15 protein-coding genes are annotated in these 13,517 nt (G+C 45.4%); 6 read left to right on the top strand and 9 right to left on the bottom strand.

The features are described from left to right. Positions 1-29: 29 nt before the first annotated feature. The 4 genes from MF542_RS09525 to MF542_RS09510 form a co-directional block, all read right to left on the bottom strand. Positions 30-590 carry a chemotaxis protein CheW gene (locus tag MF542_RS09525; RefSeq protein ID WP_247018481.1) on the bottom strand — a complete coding sequence of 187 codons (561 nt, stop codon included), beginning with the start codon at positions 588-590 and terminating at the stop codon, positions 30-32. An 18-nt stretch (positions 591-608) separates the two neighbouring features. Beyond that, positions 609-2,888, bottom strand: a complete 2,280-nt coding sequence (locus tag MF542_RS09520; RefSeq protein WP_247018479.1) for a chemotaxis protein CheA — start codon at positions 2,886-2,888, stop codon at positions 609-611. Positions 2,889-2,956: 68 nt separating this feature from the next. After that, a complete protein-coding gene (locus tag MF542_RS09515) occupies positions 2,957-3,322 on the bottom strand; it encodes a response regulator (RefSeq protein WP_247018477.1) in 366 nt (121 codons plus the stop codon). Further along, positions 3,319-3,624: an STAS domain-containing protein gene (locus MF542_RS09510; protein ID WP_247018475.1), complete on the bottom strand. Its 306-nt coding sequence runs from the start codon at positions 3,622-3,624 to the stop codon at positions 3,319-3,321. Before MF542_RS09510 ends, MF542_RS09515 begins: the two co-directional genes overlap by 4 nt. 424 nt (positions 3,625-4,048) lie before the next feature. Between MF542_RS09510 and MF542_RS09505 the strand changes: the two genes are divergently transcribed. Next, positions 4,049-4,324, top strand: a complete 276-nt coding sequence (locus MF542_RS09505) for an Lrp/AsnC ligand binding domain-containing protein (RefSeq protein WP_247018473.1) — start codon at positions 4,049-4,051, stop codon at positions 4,322-4,324. On the opposite strand, the gene MF542_RS09500 is transcribed toward MF542_RS09505, so the two are convergent. From MF542_RS09500 to MF542_RS09490, 3 genes are all read right to left on the bottom strand, one after another. Next, on the bottom strand, positions 4,325-5,308 hold the full coding sequence (locus MF542_RS09500; protein WP_247018471.1) for a dipeptide epimerase: 984 nt from the start codon (positions 5,306-5,308) through the stop codon (positions 4,325-4,327). Further along, positions 5,301-6,473, bottom strand: coding sequence for an MFS transporter (locus MF542_RS09495; protein WP_247018469.1), 1,173 nt, complete (start codon positions 6,471-6,473; stop codon positions 5,301-5,303). The genes MF542_RS09500 and MF542_RS09495 overlap by 8 nt, the downstream gene beginning before the upstream one ends. Positions 6,474-6,551: 78 nt before the next feature. Then, positions 6,552-8,624 (bottom strand): tetratricopeptide repeat protein, encoded by a 2,073-nt coding sequence (locus MF542_RS09490; RefSeq protein WP_247018467.1) that lies wholly within the window; start codon positions 8,622-8,624, stop codon positions 6,552-6,554. Between the two features lie 335 nt (positions 8,625-8,959). Between MF542_RS09490 and MF542_RS09485 the strand changes: the two genes are divergently transcribed. Together MF542_RS09485 and MF542_RS09480 are read left to right on the top strand one after the other, a co-directional pair. Next, positions 8,960-9,634: a hypothetical protein gene (locus MF542_RS09485; protein ID WP_247018465.1), complete on the top strand. Its 675-nt coding sequence runs from the start codon at positions 8,960-8,962 to the stop codon at positions 9,632-9,634. A gap of 147 nt (positions 9,635-9,781) precedes the next feature. Continuing rightward, a complete protein-coding gene (locus MF542_RS09480) occupies positions 9,782-10,366 on the top strand; it encodes a PEP-CTERM sorting domain-containing protein (RefSeq protein ID WP_247018463.1) in 585 nt (194 codons plus the stop codon). Between the two features lie 55 nt (positions 10,367-10,421). On the opposite strand, the gene MF542_RS09475 is transcribed toward MF542_RS09480, so the two are convergent. Both MF542_RS09475 and MF542_RS09470 read right to left on the bottom strand, forming a co-directional pair. After that, a complete protein-coding gene (locus MF542_RS09475) occupies positions 10,422-11,150 on the bottom strand; it encodes a substrate-binding periplasmic protein (RefSeq protein ID WP_247019095.1) in 729 nt (242 codons plus the stop codon). Between the two features lie 151 nt (positions 11,151-11,301). Continuing rightward, entirely contained in the window at positions 11,302-11,628 is a 327-nt protein-coding gene (locus MF542_RS09470; RefSeq protein WP_247018461.1) for a DUF1476 domain-containing protein, read from the bottom strand. Between the two features lie 201 nt (positions 11,629-11,829). On the opposite strand from MF542_RS09470, the gene purC reads away from it, so the two are divergent. From purC to purQ, 3 genes are read left to right on the top strand one after another with little or no spacing between them, the layout of a single operon-like run. After that, on the top strand, positions 11,830-12,594 hold the full coding sequence (gene purC, locus MF542_RS09465; protein WP_343264878.1) for a phosphoribosylaminoimidazolesuccinocarboxamide synthase: 765 nt from the start codon (positions 11,830-11,832) through the stop codon (positions 12,592-12,594). A gap of 5 nt (positions 12,595-12,599) precedes the next feature. Then, on the top strand, positions 12,600-12,839 hold the full coding sequence (purS, locus tag MF542_RS09460) for a phosphoribosylformylglycinamidine synthase subunit PurS (RefSeq protein ID WP_247018457.1): 240 nt from the start codon (positions 12,600-12,602) through the stop codon (positions 12,837-12,839). Positions 12,840-12,844: 5 nt separating this feature from the next. Further along, a complete protein-coding gene (gene purQ, locus MF542_RS09455; RefSeq protein ID WP_247018448.1) occupies positions 12,845-13,507 on the top strand; it encodes a phosphoribosylformylglycinamidine synthase subunit PurQ in 663 nt (220 codons plus the stop codon). Positions 13,508-13,517 lie beyond the last annotated feature (10 nt).

The raw sequence follows: 13,517 nt of genomic DNA, 5'->3' as shown, positions 1-13,517 counted from the left end.
CAAATCTAAAGTCTATTCCACGTGGTCTGCTATTCAGCAGCAGCACCCACGCGAGCAACCAGCTCGTCAATATCAAAAAGCTTCTCAATTTGAAGAAGCGCCACCATACGGTCCTGAACAGTAATCAACCCATTAAGGAAACGCTGATCAGAGCGTGCCTCAATCTCAGGGACAGGAAGAATTTCTTCAGTACCGATGGTTAAGATGTCAGATACAGCATCTACGAGCAGGCCCATGATGCGTTCTCCAACAGCTACAATAATCACAACATGAAGGGGAGTAGCGTCTGTGAGGCCGTTACCGAAACGGCATCTCAAATCAAAAATCGGAACAATAGTACCACGCAGGTTAAGAACCCCACGTACATACTCAGGGGTGTTAGGAAGAGTAGTTACAGTTACCCACCCCTGAATTTCACGAACCGCCATAATATCAATGCCGTATTCGCTATCGTCTACCTTAAACGAAACATATTGAACGAGCTTTCCACGCTGAACATCCTGCTCATCCACATCTGACTGTGCCTTACCAAGCAGCCGGGGATCAAAACCCGCCGGTACCTGCTGTCCTTCAGCAACATCATCTGTCATGTCGACTTCCTTTTGCTTTTAAGCAGTGACTGCTTCTAAATGTTCAGCGGATGGCATCTCTGTTTGTTCGGTCTGTTTAGGAACGAAGCTGTCTGCCATCAGCTCTGGTTTCTTTATTTTTGGCACTTCCATCCGGGCGAGCGCATCAATATCCAGAATGAGGCATACACTGCCATCACCAAGAATTGTTGCCGAAGCAATGCCTTTAACGGCCCGGTAATTGGTTTCAAGAGACTTAATCACTACCTGTTGCTGACCTGCGAGCATATCAACATGAAGGCCAATCACCTTACCGCCATCTGCTTCTACAAGCACAACCAACCCTTTGGACGGATCGTTTGACGCATTCACATCACCAAACATACGCGCCACTGAAACTACACGGATATATTCACCACGAATGCGGATAACCTTGTTACCATCAATGAGTGTTTCCACGTCGCTAGAAGGCGGCCGTACAGTTTCAATAATATTATTGATTGGAATTACATATTTTTCATCTGATGCACCGACGATCATGCCATCAAGTACAGCCAGCGTCAGTGGAAGTGTTAGCTGAAAACGAGCGCCCACGCCTGGTGTAGAGGTTACGGAAACCCGGCCACCCAGTGCCTGAATATTTCTGCGCACCACATCCATACCGACACCGCGGCCAGAAAGGTCAGTAACCTCATCTGCCGTGGAAAAGCCTGGAGCAAAGATAAGATTATCGATTTCTTCGTCGCTCAAAGATGCATCCTCGGCAACGACACCTTTTTCCTTGGCGAGCGAAAGAACCTTTTCACGGTTAATCCCGCGACCATCATCTGTGATTTCAATCACAATTCTGCCGCCACGATGCTCAGCAGAGAGGCGAATTGTACCTTCTTCCCCCTTACCTGCCGCAAGCCGCTCTTCTGGTGTCTCTAGACCATGATCAAGCGAGTTACGGATCATATGTGTAAGCGGATCAGCCAATTCCTCAATTACAGTTTTATCAACTTCCGTTGTTTCACCTTCTGTAATGAGTTTGACCTTCTTACCAACTTTTTTAGAAACATCCCGAACAATTCTGGGCATGCGCGCAAACACTGATTTTACAGGCTGCATACGAATAGACATTACATTTTCCTGCAACTCACGGATATGCATGGAAAGCTCTTCCATACCGTTCGTTACGTTGCTGCTTTGGTCCATCGCACTATTATTGACTTCCTGCGCAAGCATTGACTGCGTGATCACAAGCTCACCGACCATGTTTACAAGTCGGTCGACCCTATCCACATCAACACGAATAGAAGCACTTTTTGGCATAGCGGCTTTTGCTGTAGGACCAGTTGGCGCAGCAGGTGTTGTCGCGGCTGGAGCTGCAGCAGGCGCTTTAACTTCAGCTGGCTTGGTTTCGGCTACAACTTCTTCAACAGGCTTCGGGTTAGCATCTACAACGCCGGATTTCAGGGCTTCGTCATCAACAAAGAAACCAAAATCATCGTCGTCGTCACCAGCGTGCCCAGGGCTCACATCAACGCTTACAACCTCATTATCATCACCAAGGGTAACGATAGTAAGATCACAGTCATCAATAACGAACTCAAATACTTCATCGACATCATCACGACCGTAGCGGGTCTTTAGCTCAAACACCCAACTGAAATAGGCATCTTCAGGTTCGAGCTTGGCAAGTTCTGGAAGGCGTTCTGTATCGATAGTCGTCGTAATTTCGCCAAGTTCCATAAGCTCACGAATAATAAGCAGTGGCTCATTAGCGTGCCGATACATCGCTTCTTTAGGTGTAAATTCAATACGGAAGTGGTTGATGCCCTCTTCTTTCGATTGAACATCTGCTGTTTCGACGACAGCCTGATCCGTTTTTTCTTCGACAACGGGTTTATCTGTTGTTGCTTCCGCCGCTGGTTGGCTTCCAACATCGCCGCTTAGGTAACCCTCAATTGCGGCAAGCGCATCCTGTCCATATTCCGCATCAGGTTCTTCTCCGTTCTGCGCAAAACTTACAAGATCAGAAAGAACATCAAAGCTTTTAAAAAGTGTATCAACAAGTGGCTCATCTACCGCCAGTTTTTCTTCCCGCAGCAAATCGAGCAAAAACTCAAATCTGTGCGTAAAAGCAACCATGCGCTTAAAGGAAAATGCATCCGCACCAGCCTTAATGGAATGAACAGCACGGAAAATCGCATGCAGGGTTTCATTGTCAAAACTGCCGCTTTCAACAAGCCCCAGATTTTGCTCCATATCTGTCAGCAGCTCTGTACATTCTTCGAAGAATGTCAGCTTAAACTGAGCAAATGGGTCATCTGTCATGGCAGGAAGCATCTAGCACCTACATATTAATAAATTCAGGGAAACTCAGCACTAAAACGAGTTAAAACTTAAGCACAAACCTTATCAACAACCTTCAAAAGCTTTTCAGGTACAAAAGGCTTCACGATCCAACCGGTAGCGCCAGCAGCACGACCACGCTGCTTCAAACCATCGTCAGATTCTGTTGTTAGAATAAGAATAGGCGTTGCACGGAAACGGGGATCTGCGCGAAGCTTTTCCACCAATTCAATTCCGTTCATATTTGGCATGTTGATATCAGTAATAATGAGATCAACAGTTTCACCGGTCAAAGCAGATAGAGCATTCACACCATCATCAGCCAGAAGCACATCATGCCCCGCGCCTTTCAGTGTAAATGAAACCATGTCACGCATGGTCTTACTATCATCTACTGCCAGAATTTTTTTGCTCATTGGATTGTTCTCCAACCTTTAAACTGTTCATCCAGACCAAGCGCACTAAACGCATCAACCAGCACTTGAGATGAATTAGAAATTTGGAAACTTTGGCTTGTTGCCACACATGTTTTTTGCGCGGAGACAAGCACTTCGATACAAGGGGTAGATACCCGTTCAACATCAGATGCATCCAGAAGAAGGCCCTCACCTTCATCCAGTTCAGCAAGCAATGTTTCCTTGAGAGATTCAGCTGCCAACAGATCTAATTCCCTTGGTAGCTTTACCTCTCGCGCAGAGGTATCCTGACTATTCGTCATAATAACTTCCGTTTTTCACGCATATTGTGAATTCCACACCTACGTTGAAAATATGCTCTAATCGTTAACCGAGTTTTAACAATGACTGACGATTTCGAAAAAATTTTATTAAAATTCAAAAATAAAACCGTTTACTTACAATAAGTAAGCAAAAAATAAGTTCATACCAAAGCGGCAAACACACACTTAGGTGGATTAACCATATTTAACAGGAAGGGAACGTCAACATCTAATTACGTAGCAAACACAATGAGTAATCATATTGTGACCACCTACTCGATATGAATTAATTTTAAACTTCTAATTTCACCTATGCATCAGACATTAATAGTTACCTATCAAAATGTTACGAAGCACATTCAAATCCTTCACAACTGCCGTTCAATTGGTTAGAAGATAGAAAACCAAACATTGGGATTCGAAAATGAAAACAGTATTTGTGATGATTAAGTGCGAATTGGGCAAAACATATAATGTTGCTGCTACTATTGCTGATGACATCCCTGAGGTGCGGAGCGTATATTCTACATCAGGAAACTACGATCTTCTTGCACAGTTTCAATTAGGAAGCGATCAGGAGATCGGTCGTTTTATTGCAAATACCGTACAAACAGTGGCTGGTGTAAAAGATACATATACTATTATTGGCCTAAACGCGTTTACCGATGACACGCCAGCTACAGGCCCTGATGGAATTTAGCTAGCCCCAGAGCTTAACATCGGGGCAATAGATTTTTACATCGTCAGAAATTTTAAGACCGCTTTTGCGGTCTTTTTTCAGAAGCGCTGGCCCATCCAGATCAACATAATCAGCCTGTGACGCCAGATAGTAGGCGGGAGCCATAGCAAGGCTAGTACCAAGCATACAGCCAACCATTACTTTCATATCTTCAGCGCGGGCTGCATGCATTAAATTGCGCCCTTCTCTCAGCCCTCCGGCCTTATCAAGTTTAATATTCACAGCATCATAGCGATTTTTAAGCCGCGCAACATCAGCTGCAACATGGCAACTTTCATCAGCACATACAGGAACATCTCTGGGAAGTTCTGATAATATCTGGTCGGCATCAGCAGGAAAAGGTTGCTCCACAAGTTCTACACCACACGCAGCCATTACAGGCATGTAACGTCGGTATAGCGGTTCATTCCAAGCTTCATTCGCATCCACTACAACGCTCAACTCGGGTACAGCAGCTCTCACAGCCTTAACCCGTTCACCGTCACCATCACCTGCCAGTTTCAGCTTGATATACCGAATACCCTCACCAAACAATTTTTTAGCCTGAACCGCCATATCATCAGGCGTTCCGACCGATATGGTATAAACAGATTGTACGGAAGAAGCCGGAGGTAAGAGAAGTCGCTCGGAAACGCTCACACCCTTCATTTTCGCTTCCAGATCCAGAAGCGCGCAATCAAGTGCATTTCGAGCAGCTATACTGTGCAAACCATCAATAGCTTTCATTAGGTTTTCAAGCGTAGCTGGAAACAGCGCATTCAGCTCATCAATCACGCTATCAGGTGTTTCATCATACCTTGTATTTGGCTGACATTCGGACCGACCAACAAATGTACCATTCGTAATTTCGAGATAAACAACCGTTGCATGAGTTCGACTTGATCGAGAGATAACAAAAGGAACTTTTAGCTCCCAACTTTCGGTGATCGCTCTTCCTTCAATCATCGGAGGCCAACTTCAAGTACTCACGGGAAATCCATAAAAGTGATCCAAGCCACATTAAAACGACGACAGAAACCGCAGAGCCAACAAACATTGGCATATCTGGGTTCATTGTAAACAGGAGTCCCGCAACTAATGGCCCCGTTGAACGGCCAACAGACATCATTGACTGGAACGCCCCAAGAATTACGCCCCGTCGGCTTTCCCGTGCTTGCATAGACGCTATAGCCAGAACATTAGTATTGAAGAGTGCACCACCAACACTTGTGAAGGCTAATCCCACGAATATACCGAATGATACGGGCGTGTAGATCAAAATCATAAGCCCAACGAACTGTAATAAAACACCAGTTACCACCAGCTTTCGTTCACCGTACCTTCTCGCAAGCGGGCCCACTAAACCTCCCTGAACGAGGATGATAATCAGCCCTACATACCCGAAGACAGTTCCAAGCTCTTTAGGTCCCCATCCATAACGGTAATCGAGCAGCAGTGGCATAATAGGTTCGGTAAGTGCTGTTGTAGCAGTAAACAAAAACATCAAAAATGCCATTTGCATTAAAACAGGCTTGGCTGCCACCAACTTCCAGCCGCCTATCTCTTCTTCCTGATTATCAATAGAGAGAACAACAATTTTCAGTCTGATAGCGCTCAGAAGCCCCAAAACCACAAATCCTAGTGATGCAAGAACCGGTGTTTGAATAGTTGCTTCTATAGCATTTTCCGCCCCCAGAAATGCGCCGATAGCAGGTCCCAATGTAAAAGCAAGACCAATGCCGGCTCCCATTGCTCCCATACCCTTTGCTCGGTTTTCAGGAAGTGTCATATCAGTGACTGAGGCAAATATTACCGCCACAATACCAGATGAAAAGCCTGCGAGTACGAGCCCTGCTAACGTGCTTACCAGGTCAAAAGCATGTAGATGAAGAAACCCATAAGCAGCAAAAGCACCAAACAGCCCGGCAACAAGAACTGGCTTTCTACCTATCCGGTCTGATAAACGCCCAAGAAGTGTACCGCTAAAAAACTGTGCAAAACTATAGCATGCAAGAATTTGCGTCGCCTCAGCACTTGTCGCGCCAAGATTCTCCAAATGATATACAATGGTGGGCAAGAGAACAGCGAACCCTGCCATTACAGAAAACATGATTAGAAATAGAAACGGCATATTCTTTTCACAAAACTAAAGCGCACTAAGAAAGTATAGTGCGCTTTTTGTAATGAAGTTTAAAAATCATTCAACCGATTAGTGAAGAGGTGGCTCATCTGCAGGCGGTTCATCATCACCTTCATCTGTGGTTTCCTCTTCTTTTTGCCCTTCTTTCAAACGTTCTTGGCGCTCTTTACGTTGCTCTGCACGTTTGGCCTTACGCTCTTCTCTTGCCTTAGCTTCTTCTTCGCGTTGCTTCTTATCAATTTCCGTCCACTCAGCGATCAGGTTATTTAAATATTCATTGAGTTTTTCGTGTCCGCCTGAATAGGAAATAGCTCTCTCAGCACGTTTGATCGCTGTAGAATAATATCCAAGTTTTGCAAGGGCCTCTGAATGATCGGCATGTAAAATAGCAGATCTCGGGAAGGCTTCCTCGGCCGCCTGAAAATGCCCCAGAGACTCTTTGGCATCTCCGGTTTCAAGGAGTGCCCTACCAAACATACCTCTCGCCTGTGCATCTCGTGGATTAGCCGCAACCACTTTTGCCAAATCTTCCCGTGCTTCCTGGAATTTTTCCTGAACCAGATAAACAAGAGCTCGGTTTTTAAGCGCTGAAACATACTCGGAATTCTGTTCAATTGCCTTGTTGTAAAGCTCAAGGGCTTCATCAACTTTGCGCTGACGATATCTGATAGACCCCATAAGGTTGGCCCCTACAGGACTGTCCGGAGCAGCAGCTAATAGCCTACTGGTTGTTTTCTCTGCACTTTCCAGATCACCCGTCTCCATCTGGAGATTGGCCATCAATGTCAGTGTTAACAGGTCTTTATCATCCTCAGCTGCCATTGCTTCCAATTGATCAATAGCAACCTTATCGTTACCTTTTTGGAAGTTATTGATAGCCAAACGACGCCCAAGCGAGCGAATTAATTCCTGATCATCAACGCTACCATTTTGTGCCAGATTTTGAGCGCGGGTTACATATTCACCAACCTTCTGGCGGTCCCCCATAATCCCAGCGGCGGCCGCGGCTTGCAAGTTAGCCTCCAGGTCAGCCTCATTTGCATCAAGTAATACTTTTAGCAGACGAAGTGCCTCTTTCGCCTTACCTCTGCGCGTATAGGATTCTGCCAGCGCAAGACGGGTAGGCCTGTCTTCTGGCAAAAGTCGCAGAAACTGCTCTAAATAAGGCGTCGCCGTACTATATTTGCCGAGACGATAAGCAATGTGCCCGTATACCCGAGCTGCTGGAGGGTAGATTTTCGGCAGGTCCCCAAGGCGCAACATAAGCTCTTCGGCTTCTTCATTCTTTCCTTCAGAAGCTAACAGAAGGGCGGAGTAATAACGCGCCATCCGATCTTCTGGGGAAAGAGCATAAACTTCATCAAGCTGCTTACGAGCTTCTTCAAATTCATTCTTTTCGATATAGATGGCCGCGAGTTCAAGAAGTGCCAAATAGTGTTGACCATTGAGTTCTAGTGCGCGCTTAAGATATGCAATTGCTTCATCTGGCTTCAACAGATAGCGGCTTGTGGACCCCAAAAGATAAAGAACGATCGGATCATCGGGCTGAAGCTCATTCGCCCTGCTGGCATTTGCAAAGGCATCTTCAATAAAACCCTGATTCAACTCCAACTGTGCTAATCCAACATAACCATAATAGTTATCGGGTTTATCATCCACTGCAGCCTGATAAAAACCTCTGGCAGCTTCATACTCTCTTAGTTCGTTTTTAATATCCCCGCGCAGCAATAGTGCTTCATACGCTAAATCATTGGTAAACGTTGTTTCAGCTAAGAACTCCTCCGCTTCTTCCAGCTTCTTCTGTAAAAGAAGGACGCGTGCCCGAAACAAATCAACCTGCTCCCCCTCTGCGCCCAGTTCCACAGCTTTACCAAGCTCCACCTCAGCAGCTACACCGTTCAGAAGCGTGATATAAATTTCTGTTGATAGAAGGAAATCTTCAATCGTCGCCAAATTAAGCTGCTCTTTACCACGAATAATTTGAATGGCCTGAACAGGCTCTCCATCCGCAACAATTTTTTCAAGTGTGGGGATGTCAAAGGCAGAAAAGTCTATTTGCTGCTGTTGTTCTTGTTCTTCAGAAGACCCACAGGCGGCTAAAACCATGAAGGAACACGTTGCCAATATACCAAGTTTTTTCATCGAAACCCCACCAACACTTATTTCGGGTGAACAATATTTAATTAAGATTTAAAACAATATCTTACAGATAATTCAAGCCAAAGATAGTGCTGACACGGACATATGGGCGGTATTTATTCTAATTTTACGCCTCTTTAAAGCTTTCACCAAGGTTTCCGGGCAAATATCAATACAACCTTCCTAGTCCGTCTATGAAATGAATTTTCATTTAAATAAAGTTCTCTAGTTCATTATTTGCATTTTTAATTTTATCTCATTATATATTTATTAAATATATGTATGAATAACTAAACTTAAAATACGCGTTAGTCATTTAAGTAGTTGATGGGGTCATCATGTTAAAAACAGCCTTAGTAGCTTGCGGTGTGCTGGTTTCTGCTCTCGGCATTTCAGTAGAAGCCAAAGCAACTTTCAATTTTTATTTCGATGTTTTGGCGCAACAAGACAATTACTCTCCCATTGCGCTTGGTGAAGATCTTACAGTTGATGCCTGTGGCTCCACTCTTCACAGAGCCACTCACACACCAAATTCTCAGCCTTCTTATGGCTTTTGTACTCTGTCCAATACAGCTCTGGAGAATTTTGAATTCACGTGGTCGATTAGCCAGAATGGCGTGACATCAACACTTGCTGAATATACTGGCTCAAATGCTGTACACGGCCTTACACCCACATTTTCTACAGGAGCTGGCACTCTTATTTCTCAAGTTGGTAACTATACTATCGGCCTTCTGATTCACACTCCAGAGTTTTGGAATGATGTCCTGCTGCCTGATGGAAATGTTGCGCGAGCATGGTGTGATCCAGGCGTAAATATTGGCGGCGTTCATTATGGTCCCCCTGGTACTGGGTGTTCCACTTCAGGATACACAACCAACGGATACCGGAATACAAGCTTTGCGCAGGCTAGCTTATCAGTTACCGCACCAGTTCCAGAACCAGAGACTGCCCTTATTCTTATTCCGGCGCTGCTTATAGCTATGAGGCGAAGACGGAAAACGTTAGTATAATAAAATTTAAAAACAGCGCTCCGGTTTGAGCGCTGTTTTTATTTACGGCCTCAAGTCAGGCTGACCAAAACAGCCGCATTTTCTTTATTTTTCAGAAGAAACAGGATATAATCCATATAGATATGGGGTCGCCTGAAAGGCGCATGAATGATGAAGAATTTTATAAAAACAGTTAAAGTATGTTTAGCGGCAATAGGTTGCTCTCTGCTTGTCAGCGCACCATCGCAAGCTACATTCCCAATTCTCACAACTGATGTTGGCCTTTATACCCCAACCACTATCGGGAATAATTTACTTCTCGATGCTTGTGGGACCACTGTGAATGGTTTTTCACTCTGTGACCTCGCCAGTTATGCAGCTTTCCGCGTAAGATGGGATATTAACGGCGTTCGTTATGCCCGGTTCAGAGATTTCAATAACAGTAATTTCGACGGCGCTGTAGCAGACGGCCTTCAGCTTACAGTTCCAACAGGCCTTGGTACTGTGTTTCCAACAGTCGGCGTCTATACAATTAAGTTATCTGTACGCATCCTGCGTTCAAACACAACAGGCGTTGGTACAATTGCACTGCCAAACGGTACTATACTTAATGTTAGCTCAAGCCAACATTTGACAAGCAACGACACAACTACTGTAAATATTGTTGCTACTCCAGAACCCGGAACTCTCCTGATACTTCTTCTGGCGCTTGGCTTTATCGGTTACAGGATAAACCAAAGAAAAGCCGTTTAGTTTCAGCTTTCTAAACAACTAAGGCCTGTTTCATAGGACAGGCTTCCGAATTAAATTACTCGTAACGCTTCATAATGCGCTGCAATTCACCAGATTGCTGCATATGTGCCAAATTCGTGTTAACTCGCTCAAGCAATTTTTCATGCTTTCTGCTTAACCGAAAACGCAGTTGGAAATGCTGAAGCGGATGCGGATGTACCTCTATTTCATAAGCATTCCAGATATTCAAAAATCGGTATAGTAGCTTTGAAATGTATGTATAGTCACACCGCGACACCTCAAGCATCCGCAGTGCCTGCACTTCATTGAGAACATACAATTGGCTAGCGCTGTCATACTCACTAGGAAGATAATCTTTCAACGCATCAGGGATTTCATATCCTCGAACACCACAAAACCTCAACTTACGCATATAGATTTTATTATAATCTTCCCGGTAAGCATCTTTCGCAAATAGAAGGACCTCTGCATCTTCCATGAAAGGTTCACTATAAACAGACCCAAGAACTTCTTGAGGGCGCTGCCTCCAGCGCATATCGATCCCGGGCTCAACATCCAGGCCTCCCTCTTCCATCATGAGACGAAGACGAGTTTGCGGCAAACGGTGAAATTCAAGGCGAACGTTCGTACCAGCAAAGGCTTCATTTAGCAGGTCAATATAAATACCTTCAAGAGAACCTTTTTCACTAGAAGCCATATAGAATGGAGGACGGTCTTCAGTCAGCAAGCCAACCTTCAATACATCTTCGCCCTTTACCGCTCCGACACAGATGGTCAGCAGCATAATCAATATGAGCTTTACCCCGGACAACACTTAACAACCCTTATACAACCTTATGGTTAGAAGAATTTAACTATAAACAACTTAACGTACAATTAAAAAAGGGAAGCAAAAGCTTCCCTTTACATTTTACAATACTGTCTCTGTATTTAATTTACGCTTCGCTTGCAATCTGCTCACGGGCAACTGCCATAAACTCTTCAAGGCGCTTCTCAAGGCGGTGATCAGAAAGATCAACATTCTTCGCCTCCAGATCAGCATGAACCTTACGGAGCACATCATCATCGCCTTCTTCTTCAAGATCGGCAGTAACAACGGAACCTGCATATTCCCCTACCGCATCACCAGAAAGGCCCAGAAGTTCCGTAGCCAACCATTCGCCAAACAGGCGGTTACGGCGTGCACGTACCTTGAAATCAATCCCTTCATCATGAGCAAATTTGTCTTCGAAGGCTTTTTCGCGGTTGTCAAACGTTGTCATTAGTTGTTTTTCCTCTCGTCCGATTCCTATTTTGGACATAATAAATTTAGCATAGTCTTTCAACAGGTACAGGAAATTTCTTTGCGTAATTTCCGTATGTTACGAAATGTTCACAATAAATGTTACAGAAAGATTGTCGCAGGCTCAATGTTCGGTTATGTAGTGCGCACCACTACAAACCCTAGCGACGAGAAAGAGCACATGTCCCGCCGCAATACAATTTATGAAGGCAAGGCCAAAATTCTGTTTGAAGGGCCGGAGCCAGGAACTATTGTTCAATACTTCAAAGACGATGCCACTGCGTATAATGCCGAGAAAAAGGGAACCCTTGCAGGCAAAGGCGTGGTGAACAACATTATATCAGAGCACATCTTTAAAGCGCTCAGCGATATTGGCATCCCAACTCACTTTATCGAACGCCTGAATATGCGTGAGCAGCTGGTAAAAAAGGTGGAAATTATCCCGGTTGAGATAATTGTCCGCAATATCGCCGCTGGCAGCATGTCCAAACGGCTCGGTATTGAGGAAGGCACCAAACTTCCGAATCCAATCGTCGAATACTGCTATAAATCCGACGAACTTGGAGACCCGCTCATTGCCGAAGAACACGTTCTTACCTTTGGCTGGGCCGAGGAACACGAACTGGAAGAAATGTCTTATTATGCCCTTAGAGTGAATGATTTCCTCTCAGGGCTTTTTTCTGCCATCGGCATCACACTTGTTGATTTCAAGCTTGAGTTCGGTCGCCTTGAAGACGGTGAAGACGTTATCACTGTTCTGGCGGATGAAATCAGCCCCGATGGTTGCCGCCTATGGGACATGAAAACTGGTGAAAAACTGGATAAAGACCGTTTCCGCCGCGATCTCGGTGGTGAAATGGAAGCTTATCAGGAAGTTGCCCGCCGCCTTGGTATTCTACCAAACGCGGATGTTACAGAAATTGCTGATCACAAGAAGGAAGGCTAAGGCCAATGAAAGCCCGTATCTTTGTAACTCTTAAAAACGGTGTTCTGGACCCACAAGGTAAGGCGATTGAACACGCTCTCGGTAACATGGGCTTCGGTGGTGTTGATGCAGCACGCCAAGGCAAATATATCGAGCTTGACCTTCAGGCAACTGATCGCGCCAAAGCTCAAGAAGAAGTAGACGCAATGTGCCGCAAGCTGCTTGCGAACACTGTGATTGAAAACTACAGCATCGAGCTGGAGTAGCGCATATGAAATCCGCAGTCATTGTATTCCCGGGTTCAAACTGTGACCGGGATATGGCTGTTGCCCTTGAGAAAATTACAGGGCAAAAGCCACTTATGGTCTGGCATCAGGATTATGATTTCGACAAGGTCGACTTCATTGCCCTACCCGGCGGTTTTTCTTATGGCGACTATCTGCGCTGTGGCGCTATGTCTGCACGCTCACACATCATGAAAGAAGTGATCAAACGCGCGGAAGATGGTGTACCAACTTTTGGTGTGTGTAACGGTTTCCAGATCCTTACGGAAACTGGCCTGCTGCCGGGCGCCTTGATGCGCAACGCAAACCTGCATTTCGTATGTAAGGATGTGAAGCTGAAGGTGGAAAACACTGATAGCCTCTTCACAAACGGGTATGATGAAGGTGCAGAGATCACGATCCCGGTTGCTCACCATGACGGTAACTATTTCGCAGACGCCGATACACTTGACCGCCTTGAAGGCGAAGGCCAGGTGGCATTCCGCTATGCAGACGACATCAACGGTGCCCAGCGCCGCATTGCGGGCGTGATGAACGCCAAAGGCAATGTGCTTGGCATGATGCCGCACCCTGAGCGGATGATCGAACCAGCCCTTGGCGGCTCGGACGGTCGTGTGATGTTTGAATCTGTAATGAACCGTCTCGGGTAAGGATTAGTGA

Source organism: Kordiimonas laminariae, assembly GCF_023008165.1.
GTDB lineage: Bacteria > Pseudomonadota > Alphaproteobacteria > Sphingomonadales > Kordiimonadaceae > Kordiimonas > Kordiimonas laminariae.
The sequence above is the reverse complement of the archived record's forward strand: the minus strand, read 5'-3'. Positions and strand labels throughout refer to the sequence as shown.